The organism is Glutamicibacter sp. MOO4, assembly GCF_056934395.1.
The window spans coordinates 857,775-875,972 of the sequence record NZ_CM167800.1; the positions used below are offsets into that span (position 1 = coordinate 857,775).

Consider the following 18,198-nt stretch of genomic DNA (forward strand, 5'->3'; position numbering starts at 1 on the left):
ATGAAAAGAATCCTTGTAACTGGGGGAGCAGGATTCATTGGGGCAAATTTCGTGCACCATATGATTGCGCATTCCGACAGTGAAATCACCGTATTGGATAAGATGACCTACGCCGCCAACCGGCAGTCGCTGGAAGGCTTGGACAGCAAACGCGTCAACCTTGTTGTTGGCGACATCTGCGACTACGTGTTGGTCAACGAACTGGTGCCGCAGCATGATGCTGTGGTCCACTTCGCGGCCGAGACGCACAACGATAATTCCTTGCACGACCCGCGCAGCTTCGTGAATTCAAATGTCTTGGGAACATTTGAACTCCTGGAAGCTGTGCGCAACCACGACGTGCGCCTGCACCATATCTCCACCGACGAGGTCTATGGGGACCTGGAACTCGATGATCCGCAGCGCTTCACCGAAACCACGCCCTACAAGCCGTCCAGCCCGTATTCGGCTACCAAAGCCTCCAGCGACCTGCTGGTCAAGGCCTGGGTCCGTTCCTTCGGGATCGAGGCGACGCTGTCCAACTGCTCGAACAACTACGGGCCGTACCAGCATGTGGAGAAGTTCATCCCGCGGCAGATCACTAATGTCCTTGGGGGATTGCGGCCCAAGCTCTACGGCAATGGGGCAAATGTGCGCGATTGGATCCATGCCAGCGACCACTCCTCGGCGGTGCAGCTCATTCTGGAAGCGGGCCAGGCCGGGCGCACCTATTTGATTGGTGCGGACGGAGAGAAGAGCAACCGCGAAGTGCTCGCACTGATTCTGGAGCTGATGGGCAGGAAAGCCGATGACTTCGATGCGGTGGCCGACCGGGCCGGCCATGACCTGCGCTATGCCATTGATTCCACGGTGCTGCGCACCGAGCTTGGCTGGCAGCCGCGGTACACCGACCTGGTGCAGGGCCTGGAGCAAGCCATTGGCTGGTACCGTCAGCACCGCTCCTGGTGGGAGCCGGCCAAGGCACAGACCGAGCAGCGCTACGCGCAGCAAGCCGATGCGTTCAAGGTTGCCAGCTGATGGGCGGCGCGGCGCAGCTACGGGTGGAGGGCAGCCCGATTCAAGGACTCGAGGTGGTCAGCCTACCGGTGCACCGCGATGAGCGCGGCTGGTTCAAGGAGAACTGGCAGCGGGAGAAAATGGTGGCTGCGGGTTTGCCGGACTTCCGCCCGGTGCAGAACAATGTCTCCTTCAATGGCCCGCGCGGGACCACTCGCGGATTGCACGCCGAGCCATGGGACAAATACATTTCGGTGCTGTCTGGAGAGATCTTCGGCGTCTGGGTGGATCTGCGTCCCGGGCACGGTTTCGGCAGCCTGTTCACCGCGAAGATGGGCGAAGGCCAAGCGGTCTTCGTGCCACGCGGGGTGGCCAATGCCTTCCAGACCTTGGCCTCGAACACCGTGTACTCCTACCTGGTCACCGAGCACTGGACAGAGGCAGCCCGGTTGGAATACAGCTACGTCAATCTGGCCGACCCGGATTTGGACATCCCCTGGCCCATCAGCTTGGATGAGGCCATAGTTTCACAGGCGGACAAGGAGCACCCACCGCTGGCGCAGGCGAAACCAGTGCAGCCCAAGAAAATTGCGGTGCTCGGCGGGAACGGTCAGCTCGGACGTGCCTTCGCTCAACTGGCGAAGTCAGATGAACGGATCGCTTTGTATACCCGCGCCCAGACCGACTTGCAGTCCCCGGGCTTCGCGGCATCGCTGGACCTTGCCAATTGCAGCCACGTGGTCAACGCGGCGGCGATGACCTCAGTGGACCGGGCCCAAACCCCTGCGGGCAGTGCCGAAGCGTGGCAAGTCAATGCCGTGGCCGTGCGCCAGCTGGCGGCACGATGCGGTGAGCTGGGGGTGCCGCTGGTGCATGTTTCCACCGACTATGTGTTCGATGGCGCGCAACGCGAGGTCGATGAGCTGCATCCGATCGCGCCGCTCGGAGTCTACGGCCAAAGCAAGGCCGCTGGCGAGCAGGCTGTGCTGGCTCACACCGGCAACTATGTGGTGCGCACCAGCTGGGTTATCGGGCAGGGCAACAATTTCGTGTCCACCATGCGCCGACTGGCCGAGCAGGGAATCGCGCCCAGGGTGGTCGATGACCAAGTTGGACGACTGACCTTCGCCAGCGAGTTGGCCCGCGGCATCATGCACTTGCTGGATACCGGCAGCGCCCCGGGGATCTATCACCTGCAGGGCGGCGGCGAACCCGCCAGCTGGTACCAGGTTGCCCGCGAGGTCTTCGCCTTGTGCGGCCATGACCCGGATGCCGTGCAGCCGGTTTCCACCCGGGAGTATGCCTTGGACCGGCCCCATCTGGCACCCCGGCCGGTAAACAGCACGCTGGACACCGCAAAATTGCAAGCGACCGGCTTCGCGCCGAAGCCGTTATCCGACTTGCTGGACCAGTTCCTTGGCCAGAATCGTGTGACGTCATAAAAACCGGGTAGGTAAAAATCGGGTGTGGTCCAAGTGGAGGGCAGGTGAACGGAAAGAAACCCTCAGTCAGGTTCGACCATCCTGCGCACGGTGAGAGTTGTTCCAAGTCAATTTCAGAATTTGCGGGGACGAATTCGTTGTTGCCGAGTGATGGCGAAGTGCCGTGCATTCACTGGGAAAAGAAGAAAAAGTGACTGAGCTTCATTTATCCTGCCGAAGCCAGTGATCTCGCTGCCTTTAAGTCATAGGATGGGGAAATACGAGGAAGAGTCCAGGCGGATTCTATCGCGGATAAGCGGTTAATTCGGGGGAACGAACCGATTGGGGCGGTTTGAATAATGGAATATTCACGAATTCTCTCGCTGGCGGGCACTCGCAATGCTCAAGCGCAGCGGGGAGATAGTAAGACAACTTCGAAACTCTCGCGGATTTCGCAAGGCATTTTGGGCAGAGTCCTGAACGACCCGCATTGCGCCGGAGCTGTGGTCTCCGGACCAGTGGGTAGCGGTCGAAGGGCGCAGCTGGAAACCGACTTGGGCCAGATGGCCGAGCCGCCGAAGCTGATCCGGCTGAACGGAAGCAACTTCGGCACGAAAGTGCCTTTCGGTGTGCTTTCATTCCTGCTTGCCCAAGTCGACGTGGCCGGAGCTTCGAGCCGTCATGAGCTGATCCACCAGCTGGGCCGGGTGCTGTGCACCGACCAGCGCCCGTCAATGGTGGTGCTCGGGCGGCCTGAATTGATCGACGAGCAATCCAGCTCCTTGCTCGCCCAGCTGGCCACGATGGGCAAGATCAAGCTTTTCGTGATCTGCGAACACGTGCAGGATCTTCCTGTGGACCTGTTCGCCTTGTATCGTTCGGGCCGGCTGGCGCACCAGCGCGTCGAGCGCATGGGCAGCATGGAAACGCACGCTTTCGTCCAGCAGGAATTGGAAGGGCGGGTCTCCGCCTACGCCTCGGCAACCCTGTGCTACTTGGCCGGGGGCAACCGCTCGCTGATGCTCAAGTTGATGCACAGCTGGCGCGAAGACGGCCATCTGCTGCAGCACAACGGTACCTGGGCCTTGCGGATAAACGCGCTCGATTCCGGGCCTGCGATGCAGGCCCTGCACGTTTCGCTGACCCATGGGCTCGATGACGGTGAACGCGAACTGCTCGGGGCCCTGGCACTGGGCGGGCCGGTGGAACTCAACCGCATCCGGCATTCGGGCCTGACCTGCGAGCTTGACGGCTTGCTGAACCGTGGCCAGGCCAAGTACCTGCCCGGCGCCGCCTACAAGGTAGGCATATCCAATCCGCTGCTGTCCCTGCTCGTGCGCGCCGAATCCAGCAATCAGGCTCACCCTCACGGTGCGGAAATGCTGGCCAAGTTGCACAAGGACCCATTGGCTGCCCGGATCCTTGCGCAACTGAAATCCCTGAACGACCTTGGCGACTACGAATCGCAGCTCAGGGTGGCTGAAGACTTCCAGCAGCAGGGCTATCACGCCGAACGCTGGCCAACTGACCCGCGCACCCGGGTGGGCATCGTGGAAATGCACGTGCGCGCGCTGGCCATGCTCGGCCAGTTGTCCCACGGACTCGAAGCAATCGACCTGGCCAGGGCGGGACTGGCCCAGGCCATCAGGGAATCCGGCCCGCGCGAATCCCTGGATATCGCATTCCAGGAACTGGAACTGCTCAGCACGTTCGCGACCTTATTCAGCACCGAGATGACCAAAGAAACGAGCATCGCCGGCAGCAACGAGTCACTGCTGTCTTCGTCAGACTGGATGAGCGAGTCATTGCACCTGCGGTCCCTGTCGTTGCAAGCTGCCAGCTGGGCGGCGCAGTCGCGACAGGCCGATGCCATGAAGCTGGTCCGTTACGTGGACGGGGAACTGCGCAATATCCGCTTCAACGGCCCGACGATCTCGAATTTCCATTCCGAGGACGCAGCAGACATAGAGTTCCAGCTGCTCCAGGCCGAATTGCTCTCCGGAGTCTGGAACGCGGCATCAGCCCGCGCCCAGCGCCTGGCCGAAGGACAGTACATCAGTCCCTTGCTCATTTCCTACGGGGACATCATGCGGGGGATCCTGCTGGGACTGGGCAATGAGTACGACGCTGCCTTGCGCCTGCTGGAACCGAACCTGCACCAGATGCAAGTGGCCGGAGACCGGGGAACCGAAGCACTAATTGGGTCGGTCATTGCCTATGCGCTGGCTTGCTCCGGGAGGCGGGTGGAGGCAGCCGCACTGGTATGCCCTGAATACGGGACCCCCGGAGCGATGCAGATGCCGCTGAGCTTCTACTCCTGGGCGGCAGAAGTCTTCTCCTGCCTTGCGTTGGCCGAACTCGGCTCGCCGCAGGTTGCAAGGCTGCGGCTGGCAACCTTCGCCCAGCGTGCCCGCGGCGGCCAGCACACCCTGCTCGAAGCGCTGACCTTGGGGTTCGCCGCGCGGCTGGGAGACCAGCTGGTGCTGCCGCAGCTGCGCAGCGCCGCCAGACGCTGCGAGGGCCTTGTCGGACAGAACCTGGAGGCGCTCGCAGACGCGGCGTCGGCCAAGGACTCGCCGCGCTTGGCAGCGGCTCTGGACAGCATGGTCGAGGCCGGGCACTTGCTCATGTCCGTGCCATCGAACAACGAGTTCGTCGCATCAATGGAAACCAGGGACCAGCGCAAGCTTTCCCGGACAGTCAACGGCCGCAAGCGGGCCTCGGCTCCGCAGATCCAGCAGCACGACGAGCTGCAGTTTGAAGCCATCGAACAGCAGCCGGGCTGGATGTGCGAGCTGACCAAGCGTGAGGCCCAGATCGCCAAGATGGCCATAACTGGCAAAACGAATTCGGAAATTGCCAAATTCAATGGCGTCTCGATTCGCACCGTGGAGGGGCATCTTTACCAGGTATATTCCAAGCTCCAGGTCCGAAATCGCCAGGAGCTCACTGCGCTTGACCGCACCAGCCGCCGTACCGCAGGGCTGCGATGAAACAGCATCAACTGATTGCCAAGACCAGGACAACTGAATACAACCAGCTGCTGCAGATCCTGCAAGGGCCAGGTCCTGCCGGCGTCTTGCTGCTGGGCGAGCAGGGCGTGGGCAAGACCAGCCTCGTGGAGGCAGTGCTGGCTTCCCCGGGCATGGGCGAGCCGGTCATGACGCTGTATTGCACGCCGTCCTTGAGCACTATTGCCCATGGTGCCTTGTCGCCATATCTGGGGGCCCTGGAGAGCATCGACGAGCCGGTGAGCGTGCTGCGCGAGCTGAATCGGAGCCTGCTTTCCAGCCGCGGGCAGGTTGAACCGCATATCGTTGTGGTCGAAGACGCGCAGTTCCTGGACCCGCAGTCCTGCTTCATCCTCTCTCTGCTGGTGGAAAACGCCGACGTGAAGGTGCTGGCCCTGGGCAGCGGGTCGCTAGAAGCGGATAGCCCGCTGGGCGCACTGGCCGAGCTGGGATCCTTCACCACCATGGCCCTGCAACGCCTGGACCGCAAAGGGGTGCGCGCGGTGGCCGAAGGAGTGATCGGGCGCAAGCTCGCCGAGGGCACGGTGAGCCTGATCGATGTGGTCACCGGCGGTAACCCCAGCTTCATTGAAGCCTATGCTGCATCCTGCCTGGAACAAGGCACGCTTTTCCACGATGACAGGCTGCCGCAGGGCCCCGGGCTCCACGAGCCGGTATGGATCGTGGCCCGCGCACTTCCGGAAATCGATACGCCAATGTTGACGCTGGGCCGGGAAATCACCCGGTCCCTGTCCGTTCAGGAGCAGCAGTCGCTGTTGTTGCTGGCTTTGGCCGGACCGCAGCCTCCAGAAGTGCTTGAGCAGTGCGGATTGCCCTACCGGCGGCTGCTGAAAATCGGCGAGCTGATGCGGCAAGGCCCGGCGATGGCCTTGAAGTCCAAGCTCATGCAGCGGAGCGTCCGCGCCTTGGCCACCGAGCAGGACATCGCACAGTTGCATGACCTGTGGGTTACCGCGGCGGTCTCGCTGGGAAAAGAGCCAAATGCCCGCGAGGTGCTGTGGTCCTTGGAAACCGGTAAGCAGGTGCCCACGAAGCTGGTCCTGGATTTGGCCGAGCAGGCCGCTCGGGAACTGAATTTCGGGTTGGCCCTGCGCCTATGCGTCTTGGGTAAGCTCGCCCGGCATCATGGGCAGGGAGCGCTGCTCGAAGCGCGGATGCTGCTGAGCATGGGGCGGCACCATGCCGCACGCGCGCTGCTGCTGCGCCTGATCGATCAGCTGACGGATCTGGCGCTGCTGGGGCAGGCCTACGCCTACCTGCTGGAGGTCACCACGAATATCGGAACTGATGGCGCCGAATTGGAGCGGATCCTGGACGATTGGAAGCATCGTGCCCGGGGGCACGCGGACGCAGAAGAGGTATCCAGCTTCTTGGCCCTGCATAGTGCGGGGGCCAGAGTCCTGGATTTCTGGCTCAGGGTCAATACCGCCCGCGGTCCGCTGCCCAGCGTTTCCGAGCTGCAAGAATTCCTGGAAGACCGGCTGCTGCCCGCGCAGGTGCGCTTCATCGGCATGATCATGCTCAGCGACCTGCACACTTCCGCCGGCCGGTGCCAGCAGGCCCTGGATCTGATGGAACCGGCTTTGCAGGACCTCAAGGAGTACCCGGTCCCGCAGGCCATGTACGAGGTCCGGGTGTTCTTCCGCATCGGCTGGAACCTGCTGTTCTTGGGACAATACGAGCGCGCCGCGGCATTCATCGACTCCTATCGCCATGCCCGGCTCCGTTCCATCCAGTACTACCAGGGGGCCATCTCGCTGCTCGATGGCGTCAGCCACCTGCTGCAAGGCAGAGTCCAGCTCGCCATGGCCAAAATGGCCGAGGCCGTGACGGAGCTGCAGATTGCGGACATCACTCAACTGCTGGCCTTGGCCAATAAACTGTACCGGCTGCTGCTGGCCCGGTTGGGCTTTCCGGTGCCTGAATCCCTGGTGGTCGGGCCCGGGTCCTCCAGTTCCAGCGGGACGATTTCGCTGAACGGACAGCTGGGCGAGGAGTCGTCGAAGCAGCGGATACTTGCACGGGCCTTCGCTGCGGGACTGGGTTATCCGTATCCGGGTGAGTCGCTGGAGTGCTTCCCGCTGGTGGAACGCGAATTCGTTTTCAGCATGACACGGCAGCTGGGGGACCAGGAGCTGGCCGACTCCCAACTGGGTGAAAGACTGCGCGCCTTGGCGGCGGGGCAGCAGGGATCGCGAGCGGCGTTGTTGGCGCGCCTGATGGACTTGCGAGGCTCAGAGCTTGGCGAGCCTCTGGAACAGCTGGCCCAGGACGCCCTGGCCAAGAAAGAATACCTGGTGGTGATCGAGGCCTGGGCCCGGGCGGCCGAACGCTACGCCCAGTCCGGGGATCAGCGGCGCTGCGGCGCCTTGCTGCGCCGGGCCGCCCAACTGATCGACCAACAGGGGATGGACCCGGGAAAGTACATCGCCCGTGTCCTGGCCCTGACCGAATTGACCGCCCGGGAAGCGGAAATCGTCGGCTTGGCCCGGCAGGGATTGAATAACGCGCAGATTGCCCGGACCTTGACGGTCTCGCAGCGCACGGTGGAGGGGCATCTCTACCGGGTATTTTCGAAGTTGGGGATTACCGAGCGCGCGGAATTGGATCACGCAGGGCTTGAAGCGGGTACAACCGGCAGGTAGCACGTGCCGGTTTGCGCAAACTTGGGGTAGGTACCACCCGTGCCCGGCCCAGCACAGGTGAGTAATGTGATTTGCGGGAGCTGGCGAATTACGCAAGCGATCTTTTGCGAACGAGTGCCCGTCGGTCTGGCGCGCGCTTGGTGTTTTGCGGCGAAGCTCATCCCAGAGACGGAGCCGGTGGCTTGCGAATCCGCAAGGATTACCCCCAGCGCGACCGCCGGCTCCTTTCCGAAAAGACCCTGTACCGGCAACCCCTCTGCGCCGGTGCAGGGTTTTTCTATGCACTGCCGGTCCTTTCCACGTAGTGATCGAGTAGGAACCAAGTGCCATGTGAGTATTTGCGGGTACGGCAGGCAATCTTTTGAGTGTTCCTCCACTCGTGCATCGGGTGCCTTCGCATCCTAAGCTCAGACACAGTACGGCAACCGGGCTGGTGGGACAGCTCGATTGCCATGTGTTTTGGGGAACTCGCTTATTTCTTGGGGGAATACAGATGCTTGACTTTGTGTTGCCGACCAGCGACCACCCTTGCAGCGTTGAATCGCTAGCCAGGGTGGGAACAAGCCATGTCGCAAATTAGCAGCAAGCTGCGCGAGGATCGTGTATCTTCGCTCGGCACCTTGACGTTCGCACGTCCAAGGACAAATCCGGAAACCGGTACCGCCAGTGCCCAGGGCCGCGCCTATCTGCGTCGGCTATACGGCACTGATCTGCTGGTCATTTCCCTGGTGAGCTCCTTGCCGGCAATCGTGCAAGTCCAGGGCTTGCAGATGCCGCAGTTCATTGCAGGCAGCACGCGCTACTACGCGCTGGCCGGGTTGCTGCTCACCTTCGCCTGGATGGCCAGCTTGCTATCCTTCAAGGCCCACCGGCTGGGAAGCGTTGCCGTGGGGATGCAGGAATACAAGATCATGGTCTATTCGGGGCTGGCGTTGTCGGGCTTCATGGGGGTACTTATCGTGCTCACCGGCCAGGACAGCCTGAAAATTTTCCTGGTCCTATCCTTGCCTCTGGGACTGCCCGCACTGCTGCTGAGCAGGTGGACCTGTCGCCAGTGGCTGAGCTGGCGTAGCCGAAGCGGCTTCGCCTTGAGCAATGTGCTGATCTACGGCCAGCCCACCGACGTTCCATCCGCCGTCCGCCAGATTTCCAAGAAATCCGGGCCCGCCTACCGGGTAGTTGGCGCGCTGATGGACGGCGCGGCGGATCCGGAAGCCGAACGCGATATCCGCAAGGCCGATCCGACCCTTCCTCTGGGCTACGACACCGGTGCCATCGAGCAGGAAATCCAGCGGTTGCATGCTGATTCGGTGCTCGTGGCCGGACCATTGCCCGGTGGCAATGAAGCCTTGCAGCAACTGGGCTGGCGGCTTGAGGGCACTGGGACCAGGCTCATCGTGGCCTCCTCGATCATCGGGATTGCCAGCCGCCGCGTGCGGACCAGCCCCGTGGATGGGATGCCGCTGCTGCATGTGGAACTGGCAAAGTTCAACGGAGTGCGATACTTCTGCAAGCGCGGCTTCGACATCGTCTTCTCGCTGCTCGCCCTGCTGGCCTTGTCACCGGTTTTCCTGGTGATCGCCTTGCTGATCAGGAGTGATGGCCCGGGGAAGATCTTCTTCCTCCAGGAACGGGCCGGCCAGGATGGCCGTTCCTTCAAGATGTTCAAATTCCGCACCATGGTCCAGGATGCCGAAGCACAATTGGCCGCGTTGCAGAAGCTGAATGAAGGGGCCGGGCCGCTGTTCAAATTGAAAGACGACCCGAGGGTCACCCGATGCGGCAACTGGCTGCGCAAGCATTCATTGGATGAGCTGCCGCAGTTCCTCAATGTCCTGCGCGGGGACATGTCTGTGGTCGGACCCCGTCCGGCGCTGTTCGCCGAAGTGGAAACCTATGATGGCTACGCCCGCCGCAGGTTGCTGCTGAAGCCGGGGGTGACCGGACTTTGGCAGGTCTCCGGACGGTCGAATTTGGAGTGGAAGGAAAGCGTGCGGCTGGATCTGTACTACGCAGAGAACTGGACCGTGCTCAGCGATTTGCGTTTGATCTGGCGTACCTTCCAGGTCATGGTCAAGCCCGACGGTGCCTACTAGGAGCCAGGCTGAGAACTTGCATCGTGCCCGCGGCGTTGACTGCGGGCACGCCGTGGCAGGACCACTGGGACAAGTAGATATCGGGCCGCATCAATTTGCAGCCAGGATCCGCAAGCATGCGCTACCTTTCATCGGGTGCCTAGCGCAACCAATGTTCGAAAACAAAGCAGTACGAATTCTGTGGGGGATCAGAAAATGCGTTCGTTGCGAGCACATGAGCCTGGAAGCACTCGGGCTATCAAAAAGAATTGCTCTGGCGGGACACCGCCGGATGCGCATCAACCAGTCCATCCGATTTCCCGCGCGGGAGAAATCCCGCGTACGACTTCCGGGTGGGCTCATGAGGCGGAGTCGGCGGCATGCCAGTCGCGCGAAAACACGACTTGCCCCCCAGCTGCCGCCGACTCCTTTGCCACGAAACCCGCCGGACGGATAAGAATTCTGGCAGCGCTGGGGATGCTCTGCTCATCGATCTTCTTGCTTGCAGCGTGCACTTCAGCTGCGCCCCAGGCGAGCGAGCTGGACAACGCGGCGCCGCAAGCACAAGCACCATCACCGTATGCACCGCCAACTGGGAAGCCGCAGGCCAATCCGACGAAGGCACCGGAAGACAGTGCGCCGCAGCTGGAAGCTACCAAAGTGCCCAGCGACGAGCCAACACCCGAAGTCGAGAAGCCAGCAGACTACAGCGGGGTAGCCTTCGAAGCTGACGATGGAAAACTGCCGGTGGTGAAGCGCTCCGGTGAAGCAGTCAAGGCCGCAGACCGCATGCCGGCGAATATGACGGATGCGACGGAAGCCAGCTATCGGGACGGAGTCAACGTCACGGTTGCCGCGATCAGCAATGGCATCGTGAAAAGCGAAGGACCAGGCTATTTCACCGGAGCGAAGTACAGGGTTTACGAGGTCCGAATCGACAATGGATCCGGTAAGGAACTGGACATCTCCAGTGTGATCATTAACCTCGTGCTGGGCAAGGGCCAGCAGGCAGCCCTGCCGCTATACGGCGAGGTCGAGGCCTATGACTTCTCTGGCACGATCGAGGCTGGAAAGCAGGCCAGCGCCCACTACGCCTTCATCGTCCAAGATGCCGGCGCCGTGGCAAAGTTGCAGGTGGATCTGGACAACCAGCACGCTCCAGGGTTGTTCACGTTGAAGGCAGAGAAGAAATGACTCTAGCCAGAACTCTGCTGAACAAGGTTGCCGGTGTGGCTTCATCGTCCACGGCCCAGGCAATCCAGTCCCTGACGAGCCTGATTGTGCTGATGCTGGCCGCCAAGCTTCTCGGGCTGGAGGCCCTGGGCCTCATTTCGACGCTGTACGGAGCGCTGATCCTTGCCGCCGCCATCATCTCCGGCTTTGTTGGCGACTCGCTGACGGTACTGGACCGGCATGATCCGCATGTGCGCGCCGGACTGCGCTTCTGGCTCGCTTTGCTGGCCCTGTCTCTGGGGGCCATCGGAGCGTTGCTTTGCTGGGCGGGTACCGAGCTGGGCTTGCTCGGAGCCGTGCTCTACGGCTTGGCAGTGGTTGCCTACGTCGCTGAAGAGCTGGTTCGGCGCAGTTACATGGTGATCCTCAACTTCGGAAAGCTGATCGCGGTGGACCTGGTGGTATTGGGAACCACCAGCATGGTGCTGCTGGGATTCGGCGTCTTCTCCACCCTGACGCTGGAAGCGTTCTTCTTGGCGGTCTTGGCCGGGCAATGCGCCGGAACCGCCTTCGGTTGGCTGCGCCTGCCAGAAAGCGAAAAAACACCGGCCCGCCGTCCGGCTCAGATCCGTGCCGTCGCCAGGTTCGGAATCTGGCGCTCTGCCCTGCAAGGACTGCGCCCGGCCCAGCTGACCGTGATGCGCGTGCTCGTCACCGCCTTGATCGGCCTGGCCGCGGCCGGCTCGCTGGAGGCGGCTAGGCTTTATGCTGCTCCTGCGATGCTGCTGGTCACTGGCACCTGTGCCTACCTGTTTGCGTCACTGGCCCGCGACCGAGATGCCGGTCCATGGCGCCAGCTGAAGAACACTGATTCGGTGGTGCTCAAGCTGTTGCTGGCCACCGCAGGCTGCGCGGCCATTGGACTGGTGCTGCTGCCTTGGGGCGGACCTCTGCTGACGGGCATCCGCCCGTCAGGTCTTGCTGTTACCGGGTGGCTGGCGTATGCCAGCGCGGTGGCGGCGTCCACACCGTATGGCCTGCTGGCTGCGGTACATGAGAATGCACGGCCGGTATTTGCCATCAGGTTCATGGACAGCATCCTGTCCGTGGTGCTGATTGCAGCCGTGCTGGTATTCACTTCGGATTACCGGCTGGTTCCGTGGGCCGCCGCCGCTGGTGCTTTGGCCGGCGGCTTGGCCATGCGACGGTGGCTGCAGAAATCGGTTGCCGTGCACTTGCCCCGGCAGGGGCAACCAGCGGACCGATTCGCCCAGCAGCGCTGACTTGGCAAAGCCCCGGTATCAATAATGAACGGAATGGACATGGAAGAGCAGCAGATAACTGCAGGCCGGCGCACACCCGTGCGGCGATTCACACGGGTGCTGGCTTCGGTCGCGGCGGCTGTGCTGGTCATTGCCGGCCTGAGCGCAATTCCGGCGACGGCCGCTGGCGAAGAGGAAATCGAGCTGCCCGAGACGGTCAGCGCAAATCATCTTCCTACTCCGCAGCTGAACGGGGTGGCGTGGGACCTTCGTGTGCGCGGGAACGTGGCTTATGTGGTCGGTTCATTCACCCGGGTACGGCCAAGCGGTGCGAATCCTGGCGGCGCCGGGGAAGTGGTTCGCAATAACGCCATGGCCTTCAATATCACCAGCGGGCAGATCCTGCCCTGGAACCCGAACTTCAACGCTCCGGTCATGGATATCGAGTTTTCTCCGGATGGAAGCCGATTCTACGCAGGTGGACAGTTCACCGCAGTCAGCGGCCAAGCCCGCAGCAAGATCGCTGAATTCACCACTTCCAACGGGGCGTTGAGTTCCTTCTCCGCCAGCGTGGGCGGGTCTGTGGAAACCCTTGCAGTGACCAGCGACGCTGTCTACCTGGGTGGCTCCTTCAACTCCGTGGCCAACCAGACCCGGCGCAATGTCGCCAAGCTGAACCGCGTCAACGCGGAACTTCAGGCGTGGGCACCGACCACCGATGACATCGTCCACGGCATCATCGCCACCGACCAGAGCGACCGCGTGGTCATTGGCGGACGCTTCCAGACGATCAACAACGAGCCCAAGGTCGGCATCGGAGCTGTGAACGAGACCACCGGCCAGCAGGTGGCATGGAGCTCGACTCCGGTCCCGGCGCGGATCGATGACAATGCCCGTGCATGGGTCGTGGACCTGAAACTTGAAAACGGAGTCATCTATGCGGCGAACAACGGCATGGGCTGGCACTGGTTCGACGGCAGATTTGCCGCCGATTACGCCACCGGAGATCTGATCTGGCTCGATAATTGCTATGGATCGACCTCATCGATCAGCATCATGGGCGACGTGGTCTACTCGACCCCGCACGCCCACGACTGCTCGTCGGTCAACGGGTTCCCCGAGGAGAATCCGATGATCTGGAAGCGCGCGCTGGCGGAGACTGCCTTCGCCACCGGTACGGATGCCACTGCGCCGTCGAATAATTCGCTGGTGCGCAACCAGCCAATCCCGACCTTGCTGCACTGGTATCCCTCGATCAATACCGGTACCTACACCGGGCAGTACCAAGGTGGCTGGGCCATGGACAATAACGGGGACTACCTGGTTCTCGGCGGCGAGTTCACCAGGTTGAACAACACTAACCAGCAGGGCTTGGCTGTTTTCCCCAAACGGTCGCTGTCGTCGAATTCGATACGGCCCGAGTACACCGCGGAGCTCAAGCCATCGGCGATCTCCCAACGCAGCGGTTCCGTGCGCGTGGCCTGGCCGACCACCTGGGATCTCGATGACGAAACGCTCACCTACGAGCTGCTGCGCGATAATTCGCTCACCGCCATCGACAGCCAGGACGTGTCCTCCATCTGGTGGAAAAAGCAGTCGCTGGGCTTCCGCGATGACAGCGTGGCTCCGGGCAGCACCCACACCTACCGGGTACGCGTCTCGGACCCGTGGGGCAATAACTACATCGGTCCGCGCTCGGATCCGGTGACCGTCAGCAACAGCGCCGAGAGTCCGTATACGCAGGTCCTGCGAGAGACCGGCGCGGATATCTACTATCCACTGAACGAATCCGATGGCAGCGTAGCCTTTGACAACATCGGCTTCGTCGATGCCGACGCCAGCGCGGCCCTGCAGCGCGGCCTGCCCGGTGCGATCAGCGACGATGATGCCAGCGGATTCAGCGGGCAGTCGCTGGCGAGCCGAAATGCCGCGACCGCGCCGGACACCTTCACCACCCAGCTGTGGTTCAAGACCGAGAGCGACCAGGGCGGCAAGCTGATCGGCTATGGCAGCTCGGCCACCGGCGACTCCGGTAGCTATGACCGCCATGCCTGGATGGACAATTCCGGACGCCTGCACTTTGGCACATGGCTGGGGTGGGCGGCAACGGTCAGTTCCTCGGCGAGCTACAACGACGGGCAGTGGCACCAGCTCACCGCAACTCTGGGCCAAGCCGGAATGCACCTGTATGTTGACGGGCTGAAGGTCGCCGAACGCACCGATGTCAGCAGCGGCCAGGCCTACTCCGGCATGTGGCGAATCGGCGGGGACAACCTCAACGGCTGGCCGAACCAGCCGTCGAGCAAGGCCTTCAACGGCGAGCTGGACGAGGTGGCGATCTTCAACGAGCAGATTGATGCAGCCACCGTGCTGCAGCTCTTCCAGTCCACCGGGCGCACTGCGGACATCCCCGAGCCTCCAGCCGATGCCTACGGCATCGCGGTCTACGGCGATGAACCGCAGATGTACTGGCGCCTGGATGAAACCGGGGGCAACGTGGCCACGGACAGCACCATCGCCCGCAACGACGGAACCATCAACGGCCCGGTCCGCTACGCAGAAGATTCCGCTATCGGCCACGGCACATCGCTGGGCTTCGGCGAGTCCGATGCCGCGGTGGTCTCGAACCGGGCGGTGCAGAACCCGACAGTGTTCTCCACCGAGGCCTGGTTCCGGACAACCACGGGCAATGGAGGCAAGATCATCGGTTTCGGCAATGCGGCCAGCGGCTTGTCCTCCAGCTACGACCGGCATGTCTACATGCGCAATGACGGCACCTTGGTCTTCGGCGTCTACACCGGAGCTGAAAATCTGGTCACCACCGGCCGGGCCTACAACGACGGTGACTGGCATCATCTGGTTGCCACTTTGTCCGGCGAGGGCATGAAGCTGTACGTCGATGGCGCGCTCACCGGCACCAACCCGCAAACCGCGGCCGAGCCGTTCAACGGCTACTGGCGCATTGGCGGGGACCGGGTATGGTCCGGAGCCAGCTCCGCATGGTTCGATGGCGAAATCGATGAGGCCGCCGTCTACGCCAGGGCACTGAGCCAAGCCGAGGTCAATGAGCACTACGGGATTGCAGGAGAGCCCAACCAGGATCCACTGGCCGAGTTCACCAGCACCAGCCAAGGGCTGGCAGTGGCATTTGACGCCAGCGGATCAACCGATGCCGACGGCACCATCGCCAGCTACGCATGGGACTTCGGCGACGGGCAAAGCACCACCGTGCAGACCGAAGGCGTGCTTCATGAATACGCCCAAGCCGGCACCTACACGGTGGTGCTGACCATTACCGATGACCGCGGTGGCACTGCCACGAAGACGCAGCAGGTCGAGGCCAAGGCGGTCAACCAGCCGCCGGTGGCCGCGATAGCCAGCGAGCAGGCCGGCTTGAAGGTCAGCCTCAGCGGCTCCGGATCCGCGGATCCGGAGCAGGGGGAACTGTCCTACGAGTGGGACTTTGGTGATGGCAGCCAGAAGGCATCCGGCCAGGATGTGGAGCATGCCTATGGCGCCGACGGTGAATACACGGTGACCCTGACGGTAACCGACAGCGCTGGGGCCACTGCCCAGGCGCAGAGCACCCTGGCGGTCGAAAATGCCGCTCCGGTCGCGGCCATGGAACTGGGTGTTGACGGCCTGGGCATCAAGGTCGATGGCTCTGGCTCCGCAGACGCCGAGGACGGGGAACTGGAATATGCCTGGGACTTCGGCGACGGAACCGAGGCCTCGGGGGCCGAGGCCGACCACGAATATGCGGAACCGGGAACCTACGAGGTCACTCTCGTGGTGACCGATGAGCACGGGGCTACCGGCACGGTGTCGAATTCGGTACAGGTCAAGGTTCCCAACGCGGCACCGGAAGCTGCCTTCGAATCCACTGTTGACGGGCTGGCCGCCACCTTCAGCGCTGCGGCATCGCTGGATGCCGATGGGCAGATCGTGTCCTGGGAATGGGACTTCGGCGACGGGACTACCGGCACTGGGGCCCAGGCCATGCACCAGTACTCAAGCAGCGGAACCAAGACCGTGACCCTGACCGTCACCGACAACGAGGGCGCAACCGGCACCGCTTCCAGCGATGTCGCCGTGCAGGACCCGGCCGAGCTGGATCCGACTGCTGCCTTCAGCTGGGAATCCGATGAGCTGGCGATCACCGTGGATGCCTCCGATTCGCTGCCGCCGGCAGCTGGCGGGGAGATCACCGGATACTTGTGGGAGTTCGGAGATGGAACCGAGGCCAGCGGAGCGACGGCCAGCCACGACTACGAATCGGCAGGCACCTACTCCGTGACGCTGACAGTCCAGGCCGGGGAACGGGAAAGCACCATCAGCCAGGTGGTCACAGTGGCCGCGGCCCAAGGTCCGCAGGCGCAGTTCAGCACCTCGGTAGTCGGGCTCGCGCTGAATACCGATGCCTCGGGCAGCACGGCCGGGGATGCGCCGATTACCGGCTACAAATGGGACTTCGGCGATGGGCAGAGCGCTCTCGGCCAAACTGCGCAGCACCGCTACGCCGAGGACGGCCGGTATACGGTATCCCTGACCGTCAGCGATGGGAACGGGCTGGAATCGCGCACCGAAACGGAAGTGAATGTCCGGAATTCGGCACCGGTGGCGGCCTTCGCCCTGGAAGTGAACGGACTTGAAGTCCAAGTCGATGGCGCCGCCTCCAGCGATGCTGATGGCCAGATTGCCACTTACGCATGGGATTTCGGAGACGGGAACACCGCCAGCGGCCAGAACGCCTCCCATGAGTACGCCGAGCCAGGCGACTATCAGATCAAGCTGGTGGTCACCGACGAGGACGGGCTAAGCGCCGAACTGGTCCAGCAGGTGCAGGTCTCGGAAATCGCGGAACCTGCCCTGCTGGTCTCCGATGCCTTTGGCCGCACCGTTTCCGATGGATGGGGTGAAGCCGATACCGGGGAAACCTGGACGCGCCAAGGCTCGTCATCTAACTTCAGCGTGACCGAAGGCACCGGAAGGATCCGGATGTCCACCGCCGGAAGCGGACCGCTCTCGTGGCTGCCAGCAGGCGTGCGGGAAGGCGATTTGCGCATCAAGCTCAGCCGCGACAAGCAAGCCACAGGCGGAGGCATCTACCAGACGGTGACCATCCGGGACATCCCCGGCGTGGGGGCGTACCGCGCCAAGGTCAGGTTCCTGTCCAATGGCTCGGTGGCAGTGACCTTGGAAAAGGTTGTCTCCGGCAGCGTCAGTGCATTGAGCGCAGAGACCGTCATCGGCCAGGTAGACGGTTCGCCAGGCGAAGCGGTGTGGCTGCGCCTGCAGGCCGAGGGTAGCAGTTCCACCAGCTTGCGGGCCAAGGCCTACAACCAGGGCCAGGATGAGCCGTTGGACTGGCAGCTCAACGCCACCGACTCCACCGCCGCCCTGCAGGCTGAAGGGCGTCTGGGGTTGTCGGTCTACCTCTCCGGCTCGGCGGGTAACGCGCCGGTCAACGGCGGTTTCGATGATCTGGAGGTGTGGGAAATCGCCGAATGAGCCCGGCCGTTCGCAGTTCGTTGCGCCAATGCGGTGCGAATCGCGAGCGCTGGCTCAGCGGCTTCGCCTAGGAATAGGAATTC

9 protein-coding genes are annotated in these 18,198 nt (G+C 62.6%); 8 read left to right on the forward strand and 1 reads right to left on the reverse strand.

The annotated features are described in order from the left end of the window. The 5 genes from rfbB (at nucleotide 1) to AC1Z3F_RS03985 (ending at nucleotide 10,190) form a co-directional block, all read left to right on the forward strand. The gene (rfbB, locus tag AC1Z3F_RS03965; RefSeq protein WP_483566596.1) at nucleotides 1–1,017 is read left to right on the forward strand and encodes a dTDP-glucose 4,6-dehydratase; all 1,017 of its coding nucleotides are present in this window, start codon (nucleotides 1–3) and stop codon (nucleotides 1,015–1,017) included. Then, nucleotides 1,017–2,438 carry a sugar nucleotide-binding protein gene (locus AC1Z3F_RS03970; RefSeq protein ID WP_131087983.1) on the forward strand — a complete coding sequence of 474 codons (1,422 nt, stop codon included), beginning with the start codon at nucleotides 1,017–1,019 and terminating at the stop codon, nucleotides 2,436–2,438. The genes rfbB and AC1Z3F_RS03970 overlap by 1 nt, the downstream gene beginning before the upstream one ends. Nucleotides 2,439–2,980: 542 nt before the next feature. Continuing rightward, on the forward strand, nucleotides 2,981–5,410 hold the full coding sequence (locus AC1Z3F_RS03975) for a helix-turn-helix transcriptional regulator (RefSeq protein ID WP_483566934.1): 2,430 nt from the start codon (nucleotides 2,981–2,983) through the stop codon (nucleotides 5,408–5,410). Beyond that, nucleotides 5,407–8,094 (forward strand): helix-turn-helix transcriptional regulator, encoded by a 2,688-nt coding sequence (locus AC1Z3F_RS03980; protein WP_483566597.1) that lies wholly within the window; start codon nucleotides 5,407–5,409, stop codon nucleotides 8,092–8,094. Before AC1Z3F_RS03975 ends, AC1Z3F_RS03980 begins: the two co-directional genes overlap by 4 nt. A gap of 566 nt (nucleotides 8,095–8,660) precedes the next feature. Next, nucleotides 8,661–10,190, forward strand: coding sequence for a sugar transferase (locus AC1Z3F_RS03985; protein WP_483566598.1), 1,530 nt, complete (start codon nucleotides 8,661–8,663; stop codon nucleotides 10,188–10,190). A gap of 338 nt (nucleotides 10,191–10,528) precedes the next feature. On the opposite strand, the gene AC1Z3F_RS03990 is transcribed toward AC1Z3F_RS03985, so the two are convergent. Then, nucleotides 10,529–10,828: a hypothetical protein gene (locus AC1Z3F_RS03990; RefSeq protein WP_483566599.1), complete on the reverse strand. Its 300-nt coding sequence runs from the start codon at nucleotides 10,826–10,828 to the stop codon at nucleotides 10,529–10,531. A gap of 1 nt (nucleotide 10,829) precedes the next feature. On the opposite strand from AC1Z3F_RS03990, the gene AC1Z3F_RS03995 reads away from it, so the two are divergent. The 3 genes from AC1Z3F_RS03995 (at nucleotide 10,830) to AC1Z3F_RS04005 (ending at nucleotide 18,115) form a co-directional block, all read left to right on the forward strand. Beyond that, nucleotides 10,830–11,363 (forward strand): hypothetical protein, encoded by a 534-nt coding sequence (locus AC1Z3F_RS03995; RefSeq protein WP_483566600.1) that lies wholly within the window; start codon nucleotides 10,830–10,832, stop codon nucleotides 11,361–11,363. Beyond that, complete coding sequence (locus AC1Z3F_RS04000) at nucleotides 11,360–12,625, forward strand: polysaccharide biosynthesis protein (protein WP_483566601.1); 1,266 nt, start codon at nucleotides 11,360–11,362, stop codon at nucleotides 12,623–12,625. Before AC1Z3F_RS03995 ends, AC1Z3F_RS04000 begins: the two co-directional genes overlap by 4 nt. Before the next feature lie 78 nt (nucleotides 12,626–12,703). After that, on the forward strand, nucleotides 12,704–18,115 hold the full coding sequence (locus AC1Z3F_RS04005) for a PKD domain-containing protein (protein ID WP_483566602.1): 5,412 nt from the start codon (nucleotides 12,704–12,706) through the stop codon (nucleotides 18,113–18,115). Nucleotides 18,116–18,198 lie beyond the last annotated feature (83 nt).